The organism is Phosphitispora sp. TUW77 (genome assembly GCF_048453025.1).
GTDB lineage: Bacteria > Bacillota > Thermincolia > Thermincolales > UBA2595 > Phosphitispora.
In genome coordinates this window covers 590,003-616,762 of the sequence record NZ_CP156677.1, presented here as the reverse complement: position 1 = coordinate 616,762, position 26,760 = coordinate 590,003, and the positions used below count along the sequence as shown (strand labels likewise).

The window sequence follows — 26,760 nt, the reverse complement described above, 5'->3', positions numbered from 1 at the left end:
TTCCTCCTATTAATGAATGATGTTGTTGAGCCGCTTTTCCAGTGAATCAGCGGGTGTACCTTTTTGGGCAGGTGTTTTCTTGGGGCATACTTTATCAAGTAACGAATTTGTGACTGCTCTTCGGCTAAACGCATAAGTGAAGTCGTCTTGTTGAATATGCTTTTTCTCATCCTCCAAAATTTCATCTGCAAAGCCGAGTTCAATTGCCTTATTAGCGTTTAGCCAGGTTTCCGCATCCATGAGATGAGAAAGCTTGGTCCTTGATAAGCCAGTCTTAATTTCATAGGCATTGATGATACTTTCCTTTACCTCTGAAAGCATGGCTATGGCTTTTTGCATTTCTTCGCTGTCACCGATTGCTACGGTCAAGGGGTTATGCACCATCATCAGTGCAGTAGGTGCCATAAACACAGTTGTTCCTGCCATAGCGATTACGGAGGCGGCAGATGCTGCGATGCCGTCAATTTTGATGGTCACTTTGCCTTTGTAGTCCATAAGCATGGTGTAAATCTGGCTTGCTGCAATGCAATCACCACCCGGTGAATTCAGCCAAATAACAATGTCACCCTCACCGGCAAACAAATCTGCTTTGAAAGCCTTAGGGGTGACATCATCATCAAACCATGATTCCTCGGCAATCACGCCGTCGAGGTAGAGCGTTCGGGTGTCGGATTTTTCATCCTTGACCCAGTTCCAAAATTTCTTCATTGGGTTTCCTCCAATCTTGTTGTATTTGCGAACGCACCAGCGTCCTGTAATTTGGTCATAGCTCCATTAATGAGGTAAAGATCACCTCCAAGTTCCACTGGTATACGGTCAAGGTTCTCAAGCTCTCTGATGTCATTCGCACTCATCCAGCCATTTTGTCTAGCGGTTGCGTAGCCACTCATACGGCTTACATAATCTCCTCGAAGCAGACCGTCCACATTAAATTTGATGAAGACCGTAGGTTTTTCACTTGCCATGAGAAGAGAACGGCACATATTTTGTTCCCAACGAACTACCCATGGGTCAAGTGTATATTTCACAAACTCTAAAGACTGCTGCTCAATATTTGAAAAGCTACTTTTCTCAAGGTCAGCCAACATATGTGGTGGTACTCTAAAAATACGGGCAATTTCATTAATTTGAAATTTCCGTGTTTCAAGAAACTGTGCTTGCTCGGGAGGTATACCTATTTGCTGATATTTCATGCCCTCTTCCAGCACTGCCACCCTATGGGAGTTTGTTGAACCTTGATAGGCAGCATTCCAGCTGTCTTTTACCTTTTGTGGGTCCTTGATTGTACCGGGATGTTCCAGAACACCACCAGGTGCTGCACCGTTAGCGAAGAACTTCGCTCCATATTCTTCCGTAGCCATCGCAAGTCCAATGGCATTTTTGGCCATAGCAATCGGTGAATATCCCACCAATCCATCAAAACCCAAGCCGGGGATATGAAGCACATCGGATGGATCGAGATAGACCAGGCTGTCTTTTCCAAGGGTGGGTGAGTCCTCTACACTTCGCTGGTACAAATAAAAAAGCCGTCCGTTTTTGTCACGGTCGACTGTCATTTTGTTTGGCATAAGCGGATAGAGAGCAATAACCTCACCACGTGCATTTCTTATTATCTGTGCATAAGCATTGCCCCATAATAAAAGATGACTCATCAGCGTTTCTCGGAACGTGAAGGAAGTCATCTCTGGATTTGGCTCATCGTGGAGCAATCTATATAACGGATGTTGTAAATGCTTCTCTTTGCCACCGCTATCGTTGTATTTATAGACATGAAGTGGAAGTCCGGCTAATGTTTCAGCAAGTATTCTCACACATGAGTAGACCGCCGTCATCTGCATTGCCGTATTTTCATTGACAGGTTTTCCAGCAGTAGTTCCTCCGAAAAAGAAACTGTAACGGCTACCACTCAGACTATCCTTAGGCTTGTCACGAGCCTTAAATATTCCTTGTAATATTCCCATTGACATCACTCTCCTTATAAATGGGCAAGAAAAAAGCACCTATTCAGCAATAGATGCTCTTATGTGTCTTATTAATTAAGATTAGGCAGCTTTAGTTCTCCCGTCTTAATTTTTGCTACTGTTTCTTTTGCTTTAGCAACTGCTTCCGGTAGAACTCTTGGGTCCGATCCGTCTATTTGCTCCATAGCGTATACTACTTTTTCTGATTTTATAATTCGGATAGCTGAATTCACCCTTGTTCTTGTGCCACCTGTGTCTTTATCGTAATACCCGTGTTGGTTTGAATGGTATTCATCTATTAACTTGCTTTTTAGTATCTTATCATCAAGTTCTTTAATCCTTATTAACAAATCAGCCATGTTTAATCCTAAAAAGGACTGACCCGCAGATTTTATATCATCATTAATTTTTTCAATGCTCCTATGTTCTTTTTCCATCTTTTACACCTCCACCTTTCCTTAATTATAGCATGGAAAAGTGCAGCCGGCGTATGATTTTAAAGAATCAAAGGATGGCTGCAAATCAAAATATTAATAAACCCCTTTCATCATAAACAGAAGAACCCGTACCTCCGCCACAACGAATTGCACGGTCGAGTGCCATAATAGTTGCTACGGCACCGTCAATTTTCTCAGTTGATTTTTCCTTGTCTGCCTTGATATTACCAGCAGGATCAGTTCTTATATAGATGTTATCCATCATCCAACGAAGAACTGGATGCCCACCGTGGGCAATCTTTTGTTCCAAGGTTAGTTTCATCAGTTCTTTGGTCGGCGGAGACATATCTTTAAAACCTTGACCGAACGGAACTACAGTGAAACCAAGGTTTTCAAGATTCTGCGTCATTTGCACAGCACCCCATCGGTCGAAGGCAATTTCTCTAATGTTATATTTTGTACTAAGCTCCTCAATAAAAGTTTCAATGAAACCGTAATGCACCACATTGCCTTCCGTGGTTTTAAGAAACCCTTGCTTTTTCCATACATCGTAATTTACATGGTCACGCCGAACACGTAAATCAATGTTATCCTCCGGTATCCAGAAGAACGGCATAACAGTGTATTTATCGTCCTCATCCAATGGCGGAAAGACCAGCACGAAAGCTGTAATATCCGTACTGCTCGATAGGTCAAGACCTCCGTAGCAGACTCGCCCACATAGTGATTCCGGGTTAACAGCAAATGCACAGGCATCCCATTTTTCCATAGGCATCCACCGCACTGCCTGTTTGACCCATTGATTGAGCCTAAGTTGCCTAAAACTGTTCTCTTCAGCAGGATTCTGTCTTGCTGATTCAAAGGCAGCTTTAACTTTATCCATGCTGACCGTGATTCCCAGCGATGGGTTTGCTTTCTTCCACACCTTTGGATCAGTCCAGTCATCCTCTAAAGCAGCACCATATATTACAGGGTAGAAAGTAGGATCATTTTTTCTTCCATCTATGATATCCAAAGCCTTCTGATGTACTTCCCAGCAGATACTATTCTGATTGTCTTGTTTATGGCAAAATGAAAGTGTAGCACTCCGGAAGTAGAAAAAAGTAGCAGAAAAATGGAAAATCCATTGCCAACACCCCGGAAATACTTTACCCTTTGAGTTGCGAAGCTTAAAGGGGGTATAGAAAGGATGCTGACAATGGAACAAGTCCATAATATCAAATACCTGTTCAAATTTAAAGGGAAAACCCTAAGAGGGATTGCCCGTGAAACAGGTCACCATTTCAATACCGTTAAGAAGTATGTTGAAAAAGAAAACTTTAATCTCGAACATAATCCGGGTAAGCTAAGGGTACGCAAACTGGCGCCGTATATAGATTTAATAGATTCATGGCTGGAAGCTGACCTGCATGCAAAGCCCAAGCAAAGGCACACCGCCCAAAGGGTGTTCGACCGTCTGAAGGAACAGTTCCCGGACTTCGATATTTCAGACCGGTCTGTAAGAGCATATGTGTCTAAACGCAAAAAGGGAATTGGCCTGACGCAGGAAGGCCATTTGCCGCTGGAACATCCGCCGGGTGAAGCTCAGATAGATTTTGGCGCTGCTCAGTTCATCGAAAAAGGAGTTCTGTACGACGGGCATTATCTTAACCTGTCATTCCCTTACAGCAACGGTGGTTACCTTCAGTTATTCAAGTCTGAGAATCAGGAATGCCTATTGGAAGGCCTGAAAACCATCTTTGAACACATTGGCAAAGTGCCAACCCATGCCTGGTTAGATAATGCATCCACAACCGTCAGCAAAATTCGCAAAAACGGTGAACGGGATATCACCAAAGGCTTTGCCCGGTTTATGCTCCACTATGGCTTCCAGAGCAATTTCTGTAATCCTGACAGCGGCCATGAAAAGGGTCATGTGGAAGGCAAGGTCGGCTATCATCGGAGAAACTTCCTGGTCCCCATTCCCGAATTCGATGATTTAAAGAAGTTCAACAAAATACTGCTGGAAAAGTGTGATGCGGATATGAACCGTAAGCACTACCAAAAGCCGCATTTAATCTGTGCCCTATTTGCCGAAGACAAGGCTGCCATGGATAAACTTCCGGAAGTTCCCTTTGAAGTATACCGACTTGAACCTGTCAAAGTAGATAAATATGGCAAAGTGCGATATGAAAACAAGCTTTACTCATCCTCACCTGAATATGCAGGCAAAAACCTGTGGCTTAAAGTCGGGGCCTACGATGTCGAAGTTATGAATCAGGAATACCGGACGGTTGTGCAGCACCCCAGGCTGTATGGCCAGCAAAACGAATCGATGATTTGGGGGCCATACCTGAAGCTGATGGTCAGAAGGCCAGCAGCACTCAAATACACAGGTTTCTTTAAGCAACTGCCGTCAACTATCCAGGACTACTTTGATAAATGTGATTACACCGAGAAGAGAAACTCTCTTAAAATCCTGCTAACCATGCTTCAGACTGCTGATATGGCTGCTGCTGAAGCGGCATTTGCCGAATCCTGCCGGAGAGAAACCATTAATTCAGACAGTTTGCTGGCTATCCACAACCGCCTGAATACATATCTTCCGGAAGATAACTTCCAAAACACTGCATTTAAACTTCCGGAAGTTCAAAAATATAGCACTAACTTCCGAGCCTATGATCTCCTGCTTAAAGGAGGTGAACAGCCCTGGAAGCAATGATTACTGAATACTGCAAAAAACTTAAGATTGGCCGTACTTTCTACAAAGACTACAAAGAAATCGAAGTTGCATCCAATCAGGAATTTCTGCTGCGACTTCTGGAAATGGAATTTGCCAACCGTGAAATCACCCGAAAAAGGAGGCTCCTTAAAGCAGCCGGCTTTGATGTGATGAAAACATTTCAGGATTACAGCTTTGAGCATATCGAAATTCCCAAATCCATCGCTCTGAATGAGCTTACCAGTACTGATTTTATACAGAACAAACAGAATCTCATCCTTTATGGGCCAGTAGGCACAGGTAAAACCCATCTGGCTACAGCACTGGGCGTGGAATCCTGCAATCAGGGTAAATCAGTTAGATTCTTCCGTACAGCAGCATTGGTTAACCAATTATCTGAAGCCAAAAAATCCGGAAGTTTGAACAAATACATGCGGCAAATTCAGAAATGCGACCTGCTAATCTGCGATGAATGGGGCTATGTGCCCTTTGAAAAGGGCGGGGCCCAACTGCTGTTTCAGGTAATATCGGAATGCTATGAAAAACGCAGCGTTATTATTACTACCAACCTGGAATTCAGCAACTGGAACGGGATTTTCTATGATGAGAAGATGACCAGCGCCATTATTGACCGGCTGGTTCATCACAGCCACCTGCTGGTGTTTGGCGGACCAAGTTACCGGTTAACCCATTCATCCATTAATTGTTAAATATGTAAACCGGGGTGTTACACTTCTTAACTTCCGGAATGCTACATTATTTACTTGCCAAATACAGATTGTCTCCAGCAGTGGTTATAAGAAAATACAGTGGCTGCATTCTTGCATCACCACTGCCTTTGGTCATAACATCGAAGAGCTTTCTGTTCGGTTGGGTGTGAAGTTCGTCAAACACCACACCGTGGGTATTGAAACCATGCTTGTTGCTGACATCGGCTGACAGCACTTGATAAATACTGCCCGTCGGTTGATAGATGAGTCGCTTAGTAGAGTCAAGAATCTTCACTCGTTTTGCTAAAGCCGGACACATCCGCACCATATCCGCTGCAACATTAAAAACGATGGATGCCTGGTTGCGGTCAGCAGCACAGCCGTAAACCTCTGCACGTTCCTCGTTATCTCCGCATGTGAGCAACAGGGCAACAGCCGCCGCAAGCTCACTTTTTCCCATCTTTTTAGGTATTTCTACATAAGCAGTATTGAACTGCCGATAGCCGTTCGGCTTTAAAATTCCAAATACATCACGGATAATCCGCTCTTGCCAGTCTATTAGTTCAAAAGGCTTACCCGCCCATGTGCCTTTAGTATGGGAGAGAGCCTCGATAAAGGCTACGGCATAATCAGCGGTGGACTTATCGTAGACAGAATCAGCAGCCTTAAACAGTGTTGGTGTGTATTTCTTGAGTTTTCGTATATCCGCCGCCTCCTTTTGCACATAAAAATAGACCTGCATCACGCAAGCCTTCAAATCTATCTGTACGAGAAACAGAGCCATTTTTGGCACTGTTCCTAATTGGTTTAAGCTATTTAATTCTCTTCGCCAGTCAAAATGAATCGGGAATAGGCGCCAGTATTATCCGAAAGGTAAACAAGTAGCTCATTAAACCCTTCTCGCAGAGCAATTTCCTGCACCTTCCTCACATCAAACATATTAGTTTCACCTGTATCACGTATGGCGAGTATCTGTTCCTTTATCTTCTTATCCATTTTCGACCTCCTTTGAATCCTCTACTGACTGTTTTAGAATGCCGATATCAAAATCTGCGCTCCTGTAACCCTCTAAGATGACGCTGTAATAATAGCAGCTCGGAGTGCCAAGTGGTCTGCCATCGTTCATGATGTACACCATAGTTTCTACGTTTCTTTTTCCAAGTTTCACTTTGACTATTTCTTTTCGGTATAGGAACGGGAAACCCTCGTAGCGGTCAAGTGCCGCTTCATCAGCCGGGGTAATCTCCCACAGTAGGCATGGGACTGTCTTGCCCTTTAAAGGCTCCACGGTTGCCACAGAGCCGCCGTGTCCGCCTCGAAACAATAACTGGTAGTCCTTTAAAACAACCGGTCCAACCGGCTTAGCTGTGGGGCAACGGTGCGCCATTTGCTCAAGGTTAAGGTTTGAGCCATAGGCAAGATAAAATGTTTTATTCATAGTCTTTGTCCTCCTTATTTTTGCAAGGCAACCGCTCAGGCTGCCCGAAATCGCCAAGCTGCCGAGCCGTCCAAGTGGGTGGTCAAATGTTCACGGCAGTTTGCGAATTCCTCGCCGATAAAACCGATGCGGTTGAGGTAGGTTCGCATTGCAAACTTTTCATTCTCGGCCTGCGGTTTCTTTGCAGAGGCACACTTTTGTGTCAGTGCTTGGTTGTTCAGTGCAAGGGCGAGAACAATGTAGCTTCTAATCTTGCCTGCATGAAGTTCGCTGTTAAATCCTCTGAGTTCGACCGTGTGGTTTCCGTTGAAAAAGCTATGCAGGTTAAGAAAATGGTATCGGCTTGAATGGTAATGTCGATTGGTACTTTCGCTATAACCCTCATACCAAAGGCTCTCAATCTGTGCCAGCGTTTTTGGTTTCTTGCGGTTGATTTTTTCCACCAGAATCTCATCCATCTTTTTGCAATATCCTATTCGTGAAGGTTCTATCTGCAATGCCTTGTAGAAAAGGTCGTTCTTGCTTGCGATGATGTTTACAAAGTTTCGAATGCTCCTTGCTGTGTGGTCTGCTCCGTCCAAGTGGATGTGTATTCCGCAGGAGTTGTTGGTGAAAGCTCCTGCCTTGCGTAGCCTGCGTACCAACTCCTGCAGTGTTTCAATGTCTCCCTGGTAGGTTAGGATGGGGCTTACCAGCTCTACGCTGTATTCTCTTGTTGCTGCAACTTTCTGCCGTCCTTGTTTCTTCTGGCAAGAAATGCTTCCGTCGCTCATAATCTTCCAAACCCGCCCGTCAGCAGTAGTAATCTTCTTGGTATCGTAATAGTCGCCTGTGTCAGTGACCGCTCCGTTTAGGTATTCGGCAGCAACCTTGGCGGCTTCGTTTCTTGTTATTCCTGTGAACTCAATTTCAATTCCAAAATTCTTATTTAACATTGATTCTTGCTCCTTTTAAAGTGTATTTGTCCTTTCGGCATATACATATATCACTCTAAAAGGCTTATATATCAAGACAATTATTCGATAAATACAGTCATTTTTTACACAATCTTACTCCGCTTTTTCAAGCGAAAAGTGTGCATATTAATCTTCGATTCTCCTGCACAAATCCTCTCCGTAAACCACATTTAAAGAAGAACCATTCTCCCAGCGAACCATAATACTACCTGTGTCATCTACTCCAGTGACAATTCCTTTCGTTCCCATAGGAGGTGCTTGAAAATCGTCCATACGAACAAGTTCTACTCGGCAGCCCGATGGGTATTGCTTGCGGATGCGTTCAACAGTTTCTCTTGAAGGAAAGTTATTCATCAGTCATTACCTCCTCAGCTTTAGCCGGAGCACCATTTTTGAAGGCACTGTTTCCAGATAAGTTCTTTAGCAGAATTTTGCGTTCCGCTTTGTATTCGGAGCCTACAAAACCGAGTCGTACGAGAAAACAGCGAAAAGCGTACTTCTTATTTTCTACTTGCTTTTCGGTAGCGTTGACTCTCTGCTGCGTTTTTGCCATCTCAAAGAGTGCAGTCACAAAATGGGTGTAAGCTTTCACCTCATCCGAAGTAAGCTCTCCTTGAAACCAAGGAAAACTGATAGTTTCTTCGTTTGTTATTATAGGGATGCAATCAGTAGCTAAAGCCTTTTTTATTAAGGACGCTTTGCTTTCTACTAATCGCTTGAGGTTTTCAAGAGCCATATCTGTGAAAGACGACCTTGGCAAATCAATGGTCAACCGGTTAGTTTCGACCTCGTCACTTTGCTCAGGTTCTACATATACGGGTGGCTCCTCATAATCGCAGTAAGGGCTGACCCTTCCGCCAAGAGCAGCTTCGTAAGGAATTTGGATATCCTCCGGCACTGGTTCTGGTTCTGGAAGTGGAGTGTCATATTCTTCTGTAATTGCTTTGAAGTCATGCAATCCCTGAAGGTCAGCAACCAAGTTGGGATTGTCCTCACCCTCGAGCATTCCATTCTTATCGATGTGGTAGCCTCCTACTTCGTAAGCAAAGGTAGGTGCACCAAGGTATATCGTTGGAGCATTTAGTTCCAGGCTGATAGCTCCTACCAGCGATTTTCGTTTTGGACCTGTAATGTTATAATTTATCTTCATTTTTCATACCGCCTTTCATTTTTCGGTACTACATATATCACTCTGAACGCTGTAAATAGCAAGTAATTTCGAGCATTTTATGTAGAGAATAATGTTCTTTTATTCGGCGGTATCTTGTATGGAAAACACAATGCCCGACAAAACAAAATATACACACGGAAGTGCCACTCCATTGCCCCACATCTTATATTCTGCAGAATCAGAATGTGGATCTTTAAGCCACTTAGATATCTGCTTTAAGGTTTTTGGCTTAGTTGAACTTCCCGTAACCTTACGGTGAGTTTCAAATATGTTATACCAAGTGCGTAAGTCATCCATTGTTGGATTTTCTGTTGCAAGATTACTGCACCACCAATCCGGGAAACCTTGAAGTCTTGCACATTCGGTCGGAGTTAATCTTCTGACCGTGTATAGGGTGCCGTCTGTATCATTAATAAGCGGAGGGTCTTTGTAGTCAGTAGCAACTAGCGTATTTGCTAGTTCTTCTTCAGCGGCAGTAAAAAATGATGCCTTGCTTGAAGAGTAGGTAGGAGTTGCCACAGCACTTGGCCCTTGTGCATTTAGTGTCGATGATATTCCGTCTTCTGTAATCCCAAGATTTCTGGCATAATTTTGACCACAGTTGAAAGATTCTCTATCAATAGCGAAAACAACAGCGTGCTTATCTACAGTATTTAATGTAAAACTTATATTTTCATTAACCCCGTCACCTTGTGGACCGTTCTTATCTTTTCTTCCAATCATGGAGCCTTGCAGCGCATAACTTTCTACAATAGCAATACCACCTTGATTGCAGGAAGGATTTCCTCCATTTCCATCAATGGTTCGTGAAGTATCGGCCTCATACACTCCACTGTTGGGATTAGATGATTTCATGGCATTGCTGTCTTTAGAGCAGATACCATAAGCTTTTGGGACAAACAACGTCTGGTCATTATTGCAGGATAGTGTTGCCGATTTATTATTCTGGATAAGAGCACCTTTGCCACCGCCCTCACAGCCACATCGGATTTTAAGAGTTTTAGGTGTATCACCAACCACAAAAGGCTGATTATTACCGCCTGTTCCATAAGTGGCTGATATTGTTGGTGCAACATCAATCGGCCCCGTAAAGCGAGTATCTCTTCCGTGATTATCAAATACCGCCGCATCCATAACACAAGGTGGGTGATGGGCCTCAGCTCGGAGAGTGCAAGTGACATCTTCCGTGATATCCATCCGATTACCACCTTGGTCATTTAAGATCACACTGCTTGTGCCTGTTTCTCTAATGCCGTTTTCAAAACAACCGGCAGTTCCTTGCCACGTGCGGAAGCTCTCCTTAGAATACCCAGACAAGCCTTCTGACTTAAATAGTACTTCTCCGGCACTCCCACCTGCAAAATCTGCGACAAGGAAGATGCGTTTTCTTCGTTGGGGAACTCCCCAGTATTGAGCGTCAAGTACTCGCCAAGCAATGGAGAAATCATCTCCCATGACATTTCCTGCTTGCCTCCATTTATCAGCTTTAGGAACTGATAAGGTTTCATCTTTGATGTGACAGATGCTTTCAAGGACACATCTGAAGTCCTCTCCTTTGTTTGAGGAGAAAGCACCCGGCACGTTTTCCCAGACGATGTATCTTGGATATTTACCATCTGTTGCACACCTCATTTCTTTTACAATTCGAATGGCATCATAAAAAAGACTTGAACGCTCTCCGTCCAAGCCATCACGCTTACCCGCCACAGACATATCCTGACAAGGTGAGCCAAATGTAATTATATCAACCGGTTCTATCTTACTGCCATCCAGGCAAGAGACATCGCCGTAGTGTTTCATAAAAGGCAACCTTTTTGTTGTAACCCTTAAAGGAAACGGCTCAATTTCGGATGCCCATAACGGCTCGATGCCACAGAGCAAGCCGCCCAAGGGAAAGCCGCCACTGCCGTCAAAAAGCGAGCCGAGGGTCAGTTTATGTTTCATCAGCACCCACCTCCGGCAGATCACTATATCTGATTTCCGATCCATCTCTCAAAAGAAATACACCATCAGCACTTCCGACTTGCTCAATATATCTCTTTACTATGACATCACAATACTTTTCATCTAGTTCGATGGTATAGCATATCCTGTCCGTTTGCTCACAGGCGATAAGGGTAGAACCACTTCCGCCGAATGGATCGAGTACAATACAATTAGACAAACTGCTATTCAGAATTGGATAGGCTACCAATGCTACCGGTTTCATAGTAGGATGGTCAGCATTTTTCTTTGGCTTTTCAAATTCCCATATAGTGGTCTGCTTTCTATCGGCATACCAGTTGTGCTTACCGGATTTCTTCCAACCGAAAAGAACCGGCTCATGCTGCCATTGATAAGGGGAGCGGCCAAGAACAAGTGACTGCTTTTTCCAAATGCAAGTACCGGAGAGATAGAAACCAGACTCTGCGAAAGCCTTTCTGAAATTTAAACCTTCAGTATCTGCATGAAATACATAAATAGAAGCATCCTTCGCCATTGCCGCTTCGGTATTCTTAAACGCCTCAAGCAGAAATTCGTAGAACGCTTCATTTCCCATATTGTCGTTCTTAATTTTACCCGCCGAACCTTCATAGTTGACGTTGTACGGAGGGTCGGTAACAACAAGATTTGCGAGTTTGCCATCCATCAGAACATTGAAAGTATCAGCCTTGGTGGAATCACCACAAACGAGCCTGTGCTGCCCAAGCATCCAAACATCTCCTTGCTTGGTGAGTGCAGGCTTTTGCAGTTCTGCATCTACATCGAAGTCATCTTCATGAATGCCATCCTTAAGTGAATCCTTAAACAATGCATCCAGTTCAGCAGGCTCAAATCCGGTGAGGGATACGTCAAAGTCAGCTCCTTGCAGATCAGCAATTAAAAGCATCAATTTGTCTTTATCCCAGTCACCGCTTATTTTATTAAGGGCGATATTGAGTGCCTTTTCTTTTTCCTCGTTCATTTCAATAACCACACACTCAACTTCCGTGATACCCATATCAAGTAGCACCTTCAAACGCTGATGTCCACCAACAACATGAGCTGTGGTTTTATTCCATATAACGGGTTCAACATAACCGAACTGCTCGATGGAGCGTTTTAGCTTTTCGTATTCCGGGTCACCTGGTTTCAAGTCTTTACGAGGATTATAGTCGGCTGGAATCAACAACTCAGTTTTCAATTTTTCTATCTGCATATAATTCAGCCGCCTTTCTCAAATTTATGTACATATTGACATTCTCCCAGGGGAACAGACTGGAATTAAAATGCCCGTAAACCGCTGTATCGGAATAGATTGCATTTCTTAAGTGTAGTTTTTCAATGATTGCAGCAGGTCTGAGGTTAAACACTTCCTGCACAATATTGGAAAGCTGATCGTCGGTGATCTTACCTGTACCAAAGGAAGTCACATCAACAGCCACAGGGTTTGCCTTTCCTATGGCATAAGAAAGAGCGACCTCACATTTTTCTGCAAGACCGCTCCAAACAATATTCTTCGCAATATACCGTGCCATGTAGGCACCACTTCGGTCAACCTTAGTCGGGTCCTTGCCACAAAGGGCACCTCCGCCGTGGGATGCAAGGCCACCATAGGTATCGACCATGATTTTTCTGCCAGTCAATCCTGTGTCGGCAGCAGGACCACCCTCGACAAATCTTCCGGAGGGGTTAATAAGAATTTCGGTACCCTTATCAAATGGAAAATCTTCAAAGCACTGCCAAAGTACATTATTTCGGATATCCGAACTCAGTTCTTCCTGAGTTTTGTCTTTATCATGCTGGACTGAAACTACAATCGTTTTTACACGTCTTGGCTTACCGTCCTCATATTCCACAGTAACCTGCGCTTTGCCATCCGGTAGAATTCCTTTAATGAGTTTTCCTTTACGGCAATCATCAATACGCTTTACGATACGATGAGAAAGCACAACTGGGAGGGGAAGGTTCTTACTGGTTTCGTTTGTTGCATAACCGTAAACCGTACCTTGATCACCGGCTCCTATTGAACCATACGGGTCAGTAATACCATTTCGCACTTCAAGTGCAGTATCTACACCCGCTGCAATATCAGCACTTTGCTGATGTACGAACACAAATACTGTGAACTTCCAGGGATTATATCCGACCTCTCGAAGTACATTTTTTACGATGAAACGGATATCCACTTTACCGCTGCAGGTGATTTCGCCCGCCACGATAATTTTTCCTTTAGTAGCCATGACCTCACAGGCCACACGAGAAGCTTTATCTTTACGCATACAAGCATCCAGAATATTATCAGCAATGAGGTCACAAAGCTTATCCGGATGCCCAGCACAAACACTTTCTGCTGTTTTATAAGTAATCATATTTTTCTCCTATCTTATTTATTTTCCTCGCCTTGCTGTGAGCAGACGCTCCATTACATCGTCCTGTGGATTAGTGCCGCTATATTCACCGGTGCAGTTTTCTTTGACGATCTGGAATATCTCCATCCACAACCGGTTTGTTTGGTTCATGTAATTTTGACCCATCGCCACATAAGGACTTTGAATGGCATTACCCGTAGTTGGGTGTTTTGCTAAAAAGCCATATTCAGTTACCGCTTCCTCACATTGAATCCAACGTGCCACGCTCATGGCGTATCGCTCCAATAGCTGTGGCGAGACGAGAACGGCACACCCACGTTCATTTAACCACTGCCATGTATTTCTGTATATTTCACCTGCAACCAGAGCCTTGCCATCTTTTTGTATAGCTTCAAGCATTTTATTTGGCTCGGGCATCTCAAGGCCTTTAAGGTCTGCAGTATCATTAAATTCCATCACGGTCAGTTTCCTGCCTCCCGGATTGCCTTCGGCGATTTTGTCAGCCAGTGGTTTCTTTTTTGCACCTGCACCAACACGAGCGCCACCTCGATTTGTACCGTCTTTTGCCATATAATCACCTCACTTTGCAGGGCCCAGGCTATTCCCTCGTTTGAAACCGCATTTTTTCACACGAAGCCCCACGCCGCTGTCCGCTTTAAAAAGTTTTAGAGATTTTACCGCCCCCACCGGTCACCGCTCTCGGCAGTAATCCTTGAGTGACAGGATTTACAAAGAGCCATGAGATTGCTCTTCTCGTTGCCTCCGCCTTTTGAGAGAGGGAGGATGTGGTGTACCTCTTCAGCTGGAGTAAGACTGCCTTGTTTCTCGCATTCTTCACAAAGAGGATGCGACTTGATGTAGCGGTCACGGATACGCTTCCAAGCACGACCATATCGCTTATTGGAAGCAGGATCGCGATCATATTGGTTGTAATGTTTGTCCATTGCCTTTTGATGCTCGGCACAGTATTGCTCACGTTCAGCAAGCCGACCGCAGCCGGGGTAAGCACAAGGACGCTTTGGTTTGTAGGGCATCATTTCACCTCGCTTTTGGGCATAGAAAAAGCCCTGCAGGACGGACCCACAAGGCTTGGAATCTATTCTATTTCGCTGATTATATAATAACATAAATGCAACTGTGGTATCTTGTTGCAAAGTGTTGCAGAATGTGCAAACTATATTTTAATAGGATCTTCAGGAAGAGTCACATGGTTAAGTGCTGCATTGTGCCACCTATAAACTGTTGTTCTGTCGGCATTAAGTTCATCGCCGATTTGCTCCCAGGTGAAGTTATGCACATAACGATAGCGTAGAACCATGCGTTCATCCGTGTCTGCAACCTCGTTTATAACACACCTTATCTGCTCTTTGAGTGCTACAAGGTTATCCACTTCGGCATTTATCTTACTTTCCAAATCTATAATCCGCTCTAAACATCTTACAAACTTAGCATCTGTATTTCGTGAAGTTTGCACCTTTTCATCCCAACTTGGAGATGATACACTTGTTGCCATTTCTCTGAGGCACTCCATTTCCTCGATGTCAGATTGTATTCTTTTATCAAGCCTATAAGCCTGGTGTAAATATTCCTTTACTTTCATGATCTTCTTACCTCCGATCTTAAATTTTTGATTAGGAAATTCCCATCAACAGAGGTAAGTTCTCTATACCAATCAGAATGGAAGAACCTCTCCACCTCGGATATCATGTCCTTCGCAGGATCATAGCGGGGACGTTTTTTCAGTTTTTTTAGTGCATCCCTATAATCCTTGACAGCTTGCAGGATAATGGCATTTGCAAGTTGCTCATAAGGGTCGGTCATCGCACCACCTCCAATTTTGCTTTTACAGCATCAATTAAAGAGGTTTGTGTTTTTTCTTTTCTTGTAAGTGCAGTCATCACATCTTCATCTATGGTGTCTTTAGCAATAATGTGGTGTATCACAACCGTTTCATTTTGACCTTGCCTGTAAAGGCGGGCATTGGTTTGCTGATACAACTCCAAAGACCAGGTAAGTCCAAACCATATAAGGGTAGAACCACCGCTTTGAAGATTAAGGCCGTGTCCTGCACTTGCTGGATGAATAGCGGCGATTGGAATACTGCCATCATTCCAATCTTCTATATCTTTCGATGACTTTATCTGCCTAACGGGAAACCTCTTCTGGATACGCTCCAGGTCATGCTTATACCAGTAGGCAACAAGCACCGGTTTTCCGTTTGCTCCTTCAATTAGGTCCTCCAGTGCATCAAGCTTTCTATCATGAATCAAATGCGCCTTGTTTTTATCATCATAGACAGCACCGTTGGACATCTGCAGGAGTTTGCCGGAAAGAACTGCCGCATTTACTGCATCAATTTCTTCATCACCTAAATTTGCTACCATCTCATCTCGGAAATCCGAATAAATGCTCCATTCTTTTTCACTGAGATACACAGGTACTTCATTTATGGCGCATTCAGGCATTTTAAGATAATCTGCAGACTTCATAGAAATCGTAATATCAGATATTTGGCTGTATATCCTTTCTTCAGCACCCGACAACGGCTTATATGAAAATATAATCTCAGCATTACGCTTATCCGGCACAAAGTAGGCACTGCGGTAGTGGGTTATGTACCTTCCAAGCCTTTGACCTAAATCAAGAACACGAAACTCTGCCCATAAATCCATAAGTCCGTTACTTGAAGGCGTTCCCGTAAGACCTACCATTCTTCTTACAGATGATCTAACTTTCAGAAGGCTTTTGAACCGCTTTGCACCATAGGACTTAAAAGAAGATAACTCATCTATTACAACCATATCGAAGTCAAAGGGGATACCACTCTTGTTTACAAGCCAGTCTACATTTTCACGGTTGATGATATAAATGGTGGCCCTTTTCATAAGTGCATTGATTCTATCTTTCTCAGTTCCTACAGCCACAGAGTATGATAAACCTTTGAGGTGATCCCATTTTTTTATTTCCGCAGGCCATGTTTGAGATGCAACTCTTAATGGCGCAATCACAAGAACCTTTCTTATTTCAAATTTATCAAGACATAGATCAAACAATGCGGTAAGAGTGATTACCGTTTTTCCTAACCTAAGCCCATATCAAGGAATATTGCAGATATTGGCTTGTTCTCGATAAAATCAATTGCATACTGCTGATAATCATGTGGTATGAACTTCATTCGGCATCACCTCCCAACGTTCGTAACACTTCATCAATCTGCTCTACGCTATCAATGCAGTAAACTAAAAAACCTAACGCTTCCAGTTGTCTTTTTCTCCTTACTTGCAGGGGACGCATCATTTTGCCCGGTGCTTTTAATTCAATAAATGCGATTCTGCCCATAGGAAGTAGCACAAGGCGGTCAGGCATACCATTAAATCCTGGACTTACAAGTTTCGGGGCAATGCCTCCCATGTTTTTAACTGTTGCTACCAGTTTTTGCTCTATATATTTTTCACTCACTTTTACCTCCCATCTGACACAAGGACACAATTATCACAACCTTTCCCTATATTTACTTACGCGGGTGTGCGCTCACAGGATTTAACTTCCTTATTTATAAAAAACCATTTTGAATATAAGGGAAAAAGTTGTGTTGTGTGTGTCACGCTTAAGTAGTTTTCTGGTACAAACGCTGCCTGCCGTAAATCGGCAAACGCTTGATATTAGTGGTTCGCTCCCATCCGCTAATCTGAGCCATGAGTGCTGCAATCTGATAGCTATCCGTAGTTTTTAAGTCAGGGAGACTATGATTTAGGCATTCACACCATATCTCTGCATTGCTTACTGACGTACGTGCAATAGTTCCTATATGCTGAGTACCTCCAAACTCACTGCCGTTCAAGTAGTTACGGCGGGCAAACAAATCCATATCATCCCAGTCCGCAGGTAAAGGCGTATTAAGATACTCTTCCACCATGCCGACACGCTCGTCAGTTTCCATCGCACCCTTTTGCGCCTTTTCAGCTTCTTCTAAAATGTCACCTTCGAGATACAACTTTTCGCTGGACTTCCATATTTCTTTTGCTTCTGCCCAAAACTGCTGTCTATATTCCTCTGTAAAATTCCAAGTCTTTTTCTGTTTTTTCTGATGCACCTTAATAATCCAAAAGCGGCGGTTACCTGTGATGTCACGCAGATATCCACGCTCACCGTTAACCGTTGCAATGACGATGCACTGTCTTGGATGGCTTTCAACTACTTTGCCATAGGATGGTCGATATTTATCGTCTGAGGTTGAGAGGAATGCTTTAACCTTTTCAATATCAGCTTTTCTCATTCCGGCAAGTTCTCCGATTTCAACCACCCAGAATCCCTGCAATTTTTCAGCACCCGATTTGTCATCCATATCTGTAAGAGATAGAGTTTCAGAATAATAATCTGCGGTTACAAGGTCTTTAACAATTGTACTTTTTCCTATGCCTTGATCACCATCAAGTACGGGAACGCAGTCAAACTTAATACCGGGAACATATATGCGTGCAACAGCCGCTGCAAAGGTCTTTCTGGTGACTGTGCGTATATAATCGGTATCATCAGCCTTTAGATATTTGATAAAAACATCCTCTACACGTTTTGTTCCATCCCATGCAGGAAGGGAATCAAGGTAATCCCGTATAGGATGGAAACGCCTATCATCAGCAATCTTGGTAAATGCCACATCATGGTTACGGCTTGAAAAAGGAAGGTAGCGTATATCAATAATGGACTTAAGCTGTGCTGTATCAGCATCTCGCCAGAACTTGTTACCTTCCGGTCTTTCCCAGGGAAGTGAGCCTGTAACCTGGATACGGTTTGCCAGTTCGTTATATGCAAAATTTCTAAAATCGGGGTCATTATTTAGGATAAGGTTTAAGTTGTACACACTGTTTTCAAGTAAGCTTGTCTTCGGTTGATACTTAAGCCTCGTCTTCCAGTCATCACCGTCTGCAGAAAAATCTTCTTCAGCTAACGCAAGTCGCTCGTTTGCAGCAAGAACTTTTACTTCATCAACCTGCATGGCAAACTCACACATATCTCTAAAGGACTTCTTATCATCATCGTCACCGAACTTATGGATACGCACGATGTCAAACGCATTGCAAAGTTTAAGGTATGCCGGGTCCTTGGCATGATGGCTGTATACGAATTTTCCCTCTTCTTTAATTTCGACACCTGCAATACTGCTTGATTCGATAAGGTGATACCTATTCTCGTTTTCTGTCGGCTCATATACATCAGACAGAAACGCATCGATTGCTTTTGATATAGGGAAATAAACCCTGTTAAAAAGTCCGACAATGCCGTCCTTCTCAAGAGGGTCTTGCACTTTCTGATTTGTTACTGTATTTGCCTTGCTCTCCCTGGATGAAGTCGGCAGCCTCGTAGGATCTGTCCATTCAGGGTGAGCATTTAATATTTCATCCGGGTTAAGCCAATTCTTATCTACTTCCTTATATACAAAACTCCCGTTTGACGGAGTGGACGGCCAATACATCAGCTGATTTGGCTGATAGGAACATTCATCGAAGTAATCAATCCCGAGCATCTGTGCCAAGTATCTTGAAACCGCTACAAACTCTTCCGGAGTCACATCCCTTGTAAGAGGAAAGATAAGACGGACTCTTGGGTTTTCATCAGTACTGCTATGTGTTGTATAAAGAACAGAGGTATAAGGTGTGCTGGTTTCATAGTTTTCAAGAAAAGTTTTATCTATCCTATCTCCATCCAGGGCAACCATAGAACGTAGCTCCACAGTGTCAATTTTTCTACGACCGCCTTTTAACGCACCTGCAACGAAACCTCCATGGTCTTTCGCATTATCCTTTTTTGCCTTGCTGAACCTGGCATATTCTTCGGCAGATTCCGTTGTTCGGATAGTAACTTTCAACCTTTCTTTCAACTCATCAAAAGAGGTGGTCTTATTGACCCATTTCTTTGCCTGCCGATTGTTCCCATAGGCAATCGCTAATTCTCGCATTTAGAACCCTCCTTTCAAACGCGGTCTTTCCCCATGCTCAAACCTTGCCTGCCTGGCAATACGGTAAGCTTTCTCTGTTGCCTTGCGATCCATATCGCAGAGGTAGTTAGAATCATCACCAAAGAGTTCGAACTTACCGTTCTTGTTGATTCCCGGATATGCAGCAAAGTGGTCACCGTCAATGGTCTCAAAATTGTAGCTATTAGGCCAATCTCCGTTGTTTGCATAAGCTTCACCTTCAATGCACCAAAGGATATCGTCAATATCCCCACCACTTGGAATATTGCCAACCACAAGGATTGCGGTCTTGGACTTTCCGTAAACATCAGGGTCATCTTTTCCTATCTCGTAGAAACGGTTGATCTTATACGCATCAGCATCAGTCATCTGACCCTTAACCTCAACATAAAGGTCTCCGCCATCTCTACCATCTACACCATGAAGAAGAAAATCCGGAAGATACATCAAACCGTTTCCAAGGTCATAACCTTCGGGTTCATACTCATATTCGATACCACAGGAATCAAAGAATACCGCCCAACGAGCCTCAAGCCTTGAACGGAAGAGGTAACCTTTATATTTGGTCTGTAATGCTTTTATTTCACTCATAGAGCATCTACCTCCTCAAAATCTTTATTGAAATATCTAACCGGCTGTCTGCGTTTCTTTGCTTTTTCAATTTCAATACTCATACCCCTTGAAATAACATCACCTAAAACCCAGACCTCTTGGCATTTTCCCATTAAGATAATGTCCATGAAAATAGCGAGATCGCGCTCTTTCTCATTGCTGTCATCCATGAACTGAGGAAACATAAGGTGGGGGGCGAGAGGGATATTTCCTTTTTCTAATGCGAAACGGCAGAACTCCCGTGTCCGCTTATTATTGTTTTCAATATCGCCACTAAAGGGAGAGCAGATATAGACAAGAGGTTTGAAGGCAGCTTTTGCTGCTGCCTTTTCCTCACGAGTTACATTAATAAGTGCTTCATGGGGAGTCGGATCATGATATCCTTCTGAATTGAATTTATTTATGCTCATAATATCTGCCTCCAGCTCTAACCTTCTTGCCACATTCATCACAAAATACTGACGTGCCAAATAGATCGCTCTCTCCATCACTTAAAATTTCTGCAATGTCTACCGACACCTCAGTACCGCACATAGGGCAATGACAAAATACATTCTCATCTGTTATTTCAATGGATACCTCCATGGTATGGTTCAATTTTTCTTTCACATAAAACATAATAATTGTCCTCCTTAATTTGCGTTTTCTTCCATCTTCAACTTGTACCATTCCAGATGACGCTTTCGCTGCTGATAATCCGGAACAGCTACTAACAAACCCACATCCACTTTCTGCAAAGTTTCAAGCATCGTAATCTGCTCATCGGATAGGTAGGGACGAATACTTTTACCTTTTTCGATACCATTGGCTATTCTAAATTGCTTTGCAGACATCCCGGTAACAATGCGGTTAATCATGTCGCATTCATTACTGAAGTGATATGGCTTGGGATTTTCGTGAAGTAGCTTAATGTTGTCCGTCAGTAAAGGGAACTCTTTACGGGCTGAAACAAGCGTCTTAATAAACTGCTCCATTTCATTAAAGCGTTTGATGTATAACTCTTTGAACTTCATTGCTTTTTGTCCCGTATATCCCATGACTAACATAGTGAAACCGTCACGAGTCATGGCATAAGCCTTTTGTTTTCTGTTCCAACCATCCGTGTATGAGGTCGGCTCAAAATTGAGCTGAGCAAATTCTCTGCTTAACCCAGAATTGGGGTCAGTGATTTTAGCAATATCACGCAGAACATTTTTATGCTCCTTTTCAAAGAACTCAGCAACAAACAAGCTATCTACTCTTGCCGTATCCTTGGTGTCGGCAAATACACCATATTTGTCTTTAGGTATTAATTCTCTCATCAGAATTACCTCCTTATAATTTTTTGGAGGACTTGACCTCCTAACTGGTAGCCTTGAGAGAAGGTCAAATCTGATGGTTTTCTAAAAATTCTTTAAGTTTTTTCTCTGCACGTTTTAGCTTTTGGCTGATATTATTCTCATCAGCACTGATAGAGCGAGCATAATCACGAATTGGCATGCCATCGATGCGTACTGCGATAAACATATCTATCCAATCTTGCTTTTTACCAAGAGCCTTATGTACCAATTGGCAAACATCCTCGTGTTCGTAATCTCTACTGCGTGTCTCGTCATCAGAAGTGGTACAGAGATAATCCATAATGTTAAAGGACTCATCGTCTGGTTCAGCCTGGATATATCCCCTTTTACCACTTAACTTCTTCATCTTGGGATTGGAGTCAATATACCTGGTTTCCCTGCGCCAGCAGTTGTATTCTTTACTGTTCATAAGGTCGAACATTTCCTGTACAGTCTCACAACGCTTTACTTCAGCCTTCTTTTCTGGCTTTGCTTCTGCAAGACGCTGTTCATAGTCGATATCCAGCATGATGCTGTAATCACCATCCGGGATATCAATTGTGGTGTAGAACTTGTGGCCGTTTTTGATGTTGTCTTCATACAAAACTCGAATCTTCATTAAGTATTCCTTTCCGTCCCTGCATTGGGCGGCGGAATACAAAAAGAGCCTGTGGTGAAGATGACCACAGACTCCGCTTGTCCTTAAAATGGGCGCACGAAATCACGGTGGGTGCATCTTCATTCCAAACACAGTCTTTATCACTGTGTTATGAACTCTTTATGCATCCCGCCGTCCTAATGCGCATCTCGGACATTGAGATTTTATTTCAGGAGGTTTGTCCTCCTGTTATGGTAATGATAATACTTTTACTTTTTTTGCCCGTTGAATAAACTTCAACAGCAAAAAGCCTTAATAATCGTTAAACTTTAGTTCTTAACTTAGAAAATCCACTGATTTCGAAGATCACTTTCCTGCAAATAGTGTTTTTGAGAAAAAAAATAAGGAACAGTGCATATTTTCATATACACTGTTCCTTATTTAAGAATAAATGTCGCTTTTATGACTAACGACAAATGAAATCTGATGAACTAACTTCATCAAAAAAAAGTTTAAAAATTAGACCGGACATATAATCCAGTCTAATCAGTAAATTATAGACTTATAATGGCGGCTGATGAATAAGATAGTCTAAACTTTGCTCTTTAAGTTCATCATACACATCCCCGTAATCAGTAGCCCATTTAAGATGTAACAACATATCATAAGTTTCATTATCCGTGCCTATTCTACCAGTCGAAGTCATATTTAAACTTAGATCTGCTAATTGTAGCATACGATCACTTACTCTAAATGGAATATGAATTCCGAGACAAGCAGAAATAACATTTAGCTTAGTAAGGTTTGCACCTTTTTTCATATTACTGATGGTTCTGATGTCTAATCCCGTTACACTTTTCAATAATCTAGTTGAGTAGTTGCAAATATGTTTATCCATCAGCTTTGTCAATGCATCTCCAAATTCTAATTCCCCAATAGCTTTGAGCATTTCTTTAGACATTTCATTTACCAGTCCATATTGAGTGAGTAATTCTTCACTTATCTCATCATAATAATTGAATGTCAAATCTGCTTTTGCCGCGGGAAGTTTCACATAGTGCAATTTCCCATCATTTTCATCTACAATGAATTGAAGGAAACATTCTTCTTCATGAGCTTTTGCGTATTCTGTTAATTCAATGTTACCATCGTTAGTTCGTTGAATATATTGAGAAGATACCAGGCAAACCTTATTGTCCACATAGGCAAAACAATCTGTTTTTACTGTGCTTGCTACTGCTTTACTTTCAGAGTACCAGTTGGTCAGTGTTTTACTGTTTACTGTAGAAACTGTCTTTTTACCAACATAATCATTCTCAGTAAGAACAACTCCAACATTTGGTGCATCCGATTCCGATTCTTTATCCTTTGGCTGCGTAGGTATTTCTTCGTCTCTCACATTTAGGTATGGATCTTGTCCTCCACTTAATAAGAAGAAACGGAGATACTCTTCAATATATAATGGTAATCTAAGTTCAACATACTCGTTTCGGAGAACAAGTTTAAAAAACTCTCTAGCTTTAATCTTATTTACCGAATTTTTAAGTTCTGTGAATTTACCATAGTTATCAAGAGTACTACTATTAACTTTTCTCTCTAACAATTCACGAAGAAGATTAAATCTACAACCAAGTCGCCTAACAACACGATTAATTCTAGCATATTCTTCTGCCTTCATGTAATCTGCAATATACTGCCTGAAAGATTTTCCAGGAACTAAATTTGCCTTTCCACTCTCTACAGCATGTATAAATCGTTCAGCATAGCGTTGTTCTTCTTGAGATAACATGGAAAAAGATCTATGTAGTTCTTTTAATGCCGCAGCCACAATTTCTGGATCGGTATCGGCCTGTATCAATGTGACATACTTATCAAAATTGGAATTCATATAGTTAGCATCAATTTTTCCAGTATCATATTCAGTGATATGAATATCCACCTCATAAGGAACATCTCCGCCTCGGCCTCCACCGCCGCCTCTTGAAAGTTCTTTGTATCTGGCAAGGAGAGTCAAATATGTCATCTCATCAAGTGCTACTTCAATAGCATCCTCAACCTGATTCTCGTCTGGATAAAATTTTCTAGACCATACAAATCCCTGAATTAATGCAGCTTCCAGGTGTGTTACAAACAGCTTGAAATCCTTGGCAAATTTCGCTACTGCAGCTGAATCCTCTGGTAGCTTTTCAAAGCTCACAATATTAGCATTTTTGAAAAGCTGCTCAATACCCAAATACAGGGTATTCATATGTCTGAGGTTGTTTGGGAGCTTGTCTACAAAAAGCCCAGTAGGAACATCTCCGGAATAAGCTTTTACCGCTGCTTCAATGTTCTTCTCCATAGTGTTAGGACGTCGGTAGTATTTTATGATTCCAAAAGGTTTCTCCGCCATATCATAAATACGATTGGTTCTAGAAAATGCCTGGATAAGATTCTCATATTCCATGACTTTATCTAGATATAATGTGTTCACCCACTTAGAATCAAAGCCAGTTAACATTTGATTTACAACAATCAAAATATCAATTTGCTCATCTTTGCCCAAGCGTTCATAAGGCTTTTTATGTGACATACGCAAACTAACGTCTTTACGAAATTTATCGTATGAAGCGATGGAAAAAGATTGAGAGAACTTACTGTTATAGGCTTCCAATATTTCTACAATGCCATCTTCCTTTTCAAGTGAGCCGCCACCTTCGTTATCAATAGATGGATCGAACACAGCCGTAATCATTAGTTCTGGCATTTCCTTTACCATCAGACGATAGTACTCCACTGCTTCTGGAATACTGCTGGTCGCAAAAATAGCATGAAATTGTCTGTCACGACTGTAAAGGGACCATTTCTTTTTTATATCAGTAATAATTCCCAACTTATATTCAGGTGTTTGATACTGCTCGTTGGGAATGTAATCCTCTATACCACTAATCCATTTACCATTAACAAGCTCTCCGTACATTTTCACCTGTGATGAATCCATATATTTGAGAAATATTTTCTTCTTTTTGGGGTCGCTCATGGCTTCCTGCTGAGAAGATGCTTTTGCTTTTTCCAATGCAATTTGTTCCCTCAAATCATTGTCATCATAGATACGAACAAGGTATGGATCAAATCCTAGTACATTCTTGTCTCTTATTCCATCCCCTAAAGTATATCTATGAATTTCATCTCCAAAAATAGTGGGGGTGGTACTGTCTTTCTTTGCATTTAAATCCTGTATTGGTGTTCCAGTGAAACCAAAAATAATAGCATTCTTAAAAATATTCTTGATGTTAATCAGCATATCTCCGAATGTAGAACGATGACATTCATCAATAATGATAACCATGCGTTTACGCTGTATTGCTTTTAGGTCTGCATCATTCAATCCTGAGTCCTCGGCAGCAATATTACTGAGTTTTTGAATAGACGTAACAATTAGCGTATTATCAAGATCATCACTTTTCAATTTAGAAGTCAGAATCATTGTATTTTCAGTTGCCTGTACTGATTCACTTTCGGATGCAAAAGAACGGTATTCTTTTAAAGATTGAATACCTAGTTCTTTACGGTCAACCAAGAATACTACCTTCTCTGCATCATGGTTGCTGGCAATTAACTGCGCCGCCTTAAAGCTGGTCATAGTTTTACCACTTCCCGTTGTATGCCAAATATGACCGCCAAGCTGCTTACCGTCATCCCAGTGGCTTTTCTTATCAGCCACAATATTAGCAATTCCAACGGCAGCATAATACTGATAGCTACGCATTACCTTAAGAATTCCATCATCAGTATCTGCAATCGTATAGAACCCGATTAACATATGTGCCATAGGTATAGATAAAAACCTATGCACAAAAGTATGCCAATCATTGATGGGATTATTATTAAAGTCAGCCCAATGGAAGTAGAATGCCTTGTTAAAAACACCGCCTTCACCTGGGTTGGCAAAATACACAGATTCTTTGGGCTGCATGGCTACAAAAATCTGTATCATAGAAAAAATTCCACGGAATACACCTTCGTGAGAATATTTCTGTATCTGGTTATACGCTTCGCTGACCGGTATACCACTGCGTTTTAACTCCAGATGGATTACTGGCATACCATTAATAAGCAACATCAAATCTCCTCGCCTATTGTTGAGAATAGGAGACTTTGTCTTGAATTGTGGTTGCTGTACAATTTGGTATCGGCTTTGACCTAAAGCTATCTCTTGACGGTCATAGATTTTCAAACTTACTTCTTTTCCAAGATGTAGTTGATCTTCTGGGTTATCGCGAGTGATTGAAATACTTCTACCATTGATAAATTCATTCAGTAAAACTGGTGACTGTAAAGCCTTTACCTGGTTTATAATCTGATCCATTTCACCTGAGGTCAGAGGGCAATCATTCAAACGTGTATTCTGCTTGTTATTATTGAAAAGAATGTCTGCCCAGTTTTGAATCAAATCTTCTTCAGTAGGAAATCGTATAACATTCGGCTCCCAGCCATATTCAATCAGGGCTTTAATGACCGCATCTTCAAAGTCTTTTTCTTCTGTATATATAATTTCAGACATGTAACTCAC

Annotated in this window: 25 protein-coding genes and 3 pseudogenes; 2 read left to right on the top strand and 26 right to left on the bottom strand. The window is 42.2% G+C overall.

Going from position 1 to position 26,760, the window contains the following annotated elements:
• Positions 1-9: 9 nt before the first annotated feature.
• The 4 genes and pseudogenes from ABFY19_RS02935 to ABFY19_RS02920 all read right to left on the bottom strand — a co-directional run.
• A complete protein-coding gene (locus tag ABFY19_RS02935; protein ID WP_418791761.1) occupies positions 10-708 on the bottom strand; it encodes a head maturation protease, ClpP-related in 699 nt (232 codons plus the stop codon).
• A complete protein-coding gene (locus tag ABFY19_RS02930) occupies positions 705-1,961 on the bottom strand; it encodes a phage portal protein (protein ID WP_418791760.1) in 1,257 nt (418 codons plus the stop codon). Before ABFY19_RS02930 ends, ABFY19_RS02935 begins: the two co-directional genes overlap by 4 nt.
• Positions 1,962-2,032: 71 nt before the next feature.
• Positions 2,033-2,398 carry a hypothetical protein gene (locus tag ABFY19_RS02925; protein ID WP_418791759.1) on the bottom strand — a complete coding sequence of 122 codons (366 nt, stop codon included), beginning with the start codon at positions 2,396-2,398 and terminating at the stop codon, positions 2,033-2,035.
• 85 nt (positions 2,399-2,483) lie between these two features.
• Positions 2,484-3,452 (bottom strand): annotated as a pseudogene (locus tag ABFY19_RS02920) (terminase large subunit); the annotation flags it as partial.
• Between the two features lie 135 nt (positions 3,453-3,587).
• Here ABFY19_RS02920 and istA point away from each other — a divergent pair.
• Positions 3,588-5,099: an IS21 family transposase gene (gene istA / locus ABFY19_RS02915; RefSeq protein WP_418790354.1), complete on the top strand. Its 1,512-nt coding sequence runs from the start codon at positions 3,588-3,590 to the stop codon at positions 5,097-5,099.
• Entirely contained in the window at positions 5,096-5,809 is a 714-nt protein-coding gene (istB, locus tag ABFY19_RS02910) for an IS21-like element helper ATPase IstB (RefSeq protein WP_418790355.1), read from the top strand. The genes istA and istB overlap by 4 nt, the downstream gene beginning before the upstream one ends.
• A 67-nt stretch (positions 5,810-5,876) precedes the next feature.
• Here the strand turns inward: istB and ABFY19_RS02905 are convergent.
• The 22 genes and pseudogenes from ABFY19_RS02905 to ABFY19_RS02800 all read right to left on the bottom strand — a co-directional run.
• Positions 5,877-6,512, bottom strand: a pseudogene (locus ABFY19_RS02905) (terminase large subunit domain-containing protein); the annotation flags it as partial.
• Positions 6,513-6,625: 113 nt separating this feature from the next.
• Complete coding sequence (locus tag ABFY19_RS02900) at positions 6,626-6,805, bottom strand: DUF5049 domain-containing protein (protein WP_312654169.1); 180 nt, start codon at positions 6,803-6,805, stop codon at positions 6,626-6,628.
• Positions 6,798-7,247 (bottom strand): gamma-glutamylcyclotransferase family protein, encoded by a 450-nt coding sequence (locus tag ABFY19_RS02895; RefSeq protein WP_418791758.1) that lies wholly within the window; start codon positions 7,245-7,247, stop codon positions 6,798-6,800. The genes ABFY19_RS02900 and ABFY19_RS02895 overlap by 8 nt, the downstream gene beginning before the upstream one ends.
• Positions 7,248-7,282: 35 nt before the next feature.
• Positions 7,283-8,182, bottom strand: coding sequence for an amidoligase family protein (locus ABFY19_RS02890; protein ID WP_418791757.1), 900 nt, complete (start codon positions 8,180-8,182; stop codon positions 7,283-7,285).
• 147 nt (positions 8,183-8,329) lie between these two features.
• Positions 8,330-8,557, bottom strand: coding sequence for a DUF4314 domain-containing protein (locus ABFY19_RS02885; protein ID WP_418791756.1), 228 nt, complete (start codon positions 8,555-8,557; stop codon positions 8,330-8,332).
• A complete protein-coding gene (locus tag ABFY19_RS02880; protein WP_418791755.1) occupies positions 8,550-9,353 on the bottom strand; it encodes a virulence protein in 804 nt (267 codons plus the stop codon). Before ABFY19_RS02880 ends, ABFY19_RS02885 begins: the two co-directional genes overlap by 8 nt.
• Positions 9,354-9,452: 99 nt before the next feature.
• Complete coding sequence (locus ABFY19_RS02875) at positions 9,453-11,318, bottom strand: DNA cytosine methyltransferase (RefSeq protein ID WP_418791754.1); 1,866 nt, start codon at positions 11,316-11,318, stop codon at positions 9,453-9,455.
• Positions 11,308-12,552, bottom strand: a complete 1,245-nt coding sequence (locus ABFY19_RS02870) for a site-specific DNA-methyltransferase (RefSeq protein WP_418791753.1) — start codon at positions 12,550-12,552, stop codon at positions 11,308-11,310. The genes ABFY19_RS02875 and ABFY19_RS02870 overlap by 11 nt, the downstream gene beginning before the upstream one ends.
• Entirely contained in the window at positions 12,527-13,705 is a 1,179-nt protein-coding gene (gene metK, locus ABFY19_RS02865; RefSeq protein WP_418791752.1) for a methionine adenosyltransferase, read from the bottom strand. The genes ABFY19_RS02870 and metK overlap by 26 nt, the downstream gene beginning before the upstream one ends.
• Before the next feature lie 18 nt (positions 13,706-13,723).
• The gene (locus ABFY19_RS02860; protein WP_197660083.1) at positions 13,724-14,275 is read right to left on the bottom strand and encodes a P27 family phage terminase small subunit; all 552 of its coding nucleotides are present in this window, start codon (positions 14,273-14,275) and stop codon (positions 13,724-13,726) included.
• Between the two features lie 104 nt (positions 14,276-14,379).
• Entirely contained in the window at positions 14,380-14,739 is a 360-nt protein-coding gene (locus ABFY19_RS02855) for an HNH endonuclease (RefSeq protein WP_418792521.1), read from the bottom strand.
• Positions 14,740-14,879: 140 nt separating this feature from the next.
• Entirely contained in the window at positions 14,880-15,305 is a 426-nt protein-coding gene (locus ABFY19_RS02850; protein ID WP_312654149.1) for a DUF1492 domain-containing protein, read from the bottom strand.
• Positions 15,302-15,526, bottom strand: coding sequence for a hypothetical protein (locus ABFY19_RS02845; protein WP_418791751.1), 225 nt, complete (start codon positions 15,524-15,526; stop codon positions 15,302-15,304). The genes ABFY19_RS02850 and ABFY19_RS02845 overlap by 4 nt, the downstream gene beginning before the upstream one ends.
• Positions 15,523-16,880 (bottom strand): annotated as a pseudogene (locus ABFY19_RS02840) (SNF2-related protein). Before ABFY19_RS02840 ends, ABFY19_RS02845 begins: the two are co-directional and overlap by 4 nt.
• The gene (locus ABFY19_RS02835) at positions 16,877-17,164 is read right to left on the bottom strand and encodes a VRR-NUC domain-containing protein (protein WP_418791750.1); all 288 of its coding nucleotides are present in this window, start codon (positions 17,162-17,164) and stop codon (positions 16,877-16,879) included. Before ABFY19_RS02835 ends, ABFY19_RS02840 begins: the two are co-directional and overlap by 4 nt.
• 148 nt (positions 17,165-17,312) lie before the next feature.
• Complete coding sequence (locus ABFY19_RS02830) at positions 17,313-19,661, bottom strand: VapE domain-containing protein (RefSeq protein ID WP_418791749.1); 2,349 nt, start codon at positions 19,659-19,661, stop codon at positions 17,313-17,315.
• Positions 19,662-20,270, bottom strand: coding sequence for a hypothetical protein (locus ABFY19_RS02825; protein ID WP_418791748.1), 609 nt, complete (start codon positions 20,268-20,270; stop codon positions 19,662-19,664).
• Entirely contained in the window at positions 20,267-20,701 is a 435-nt protein-coding gene (locus ABFY19_RS02820) for a DUF4406 domain-containing protein (protein ID WP_353852826.1), read from the bottom strand. Before ABFY19_RS02820 ends, ABFY19_RS02825 begins: the two co-directional genes overlap by 4 nt.
• Positions 20,688-20,909: a hypothetical protein gene (locus ABFY19_RS02815; RefSeq protein ID WP_353852827.1), complete on the bottom strand. Its 222-nt coding sequence runs from the start codon at positions 20,907-20,909 to the stop codon at positions 20,688-20,690. The genes ABFY19_RS02820 and ABFY19_RS02815 overlap by 14 nt, the downstream gene beginning before the upstream one ends.
• Before the next feature lie 14 nt (positions 20,910-20,923).
• Positions 20,924-21,592: a Rha family transcriptional regulator gene (locus ABFY19_RS02810; protein ID WP_353852828.1), complete on the bottom strand. Its 669-nt coding sequence runs from the start codon at positions 21,590-21,592 to the stop codon at positions 20,924-20,926.
• Between the two features lie 64 nt (positions 21,593-21,656).
• Complete coding sequence (locus ABFY19_RS02805; RefSeq protein WP_353852829.1) at positions 21,657-22,229, bottom strand: sigma-70 family RNA polymerase sigma factor; 573 nt, start codon at positions 22,227-22,229, stop codon at positions 21,657-21,659.
• A 541-nt stretch (positions 22,230-22,770) separates the two neighbouring features.
• The gene (locus tag ABFY19_RS02800) at positions 22,771-26,751 is read right to left on the bottom strand and encodes a type I restriction endonuclease subunit R, EcoR124 family (protein ID WP_418791747.1); all 3,981 of its coding nucleotides are present in this window, start codon (positions 26,749-26,751) and stop codon (positions 22,771-22,773) included.
• Positions 26,752-26,760: the final 9 nt, after the last annotated feature.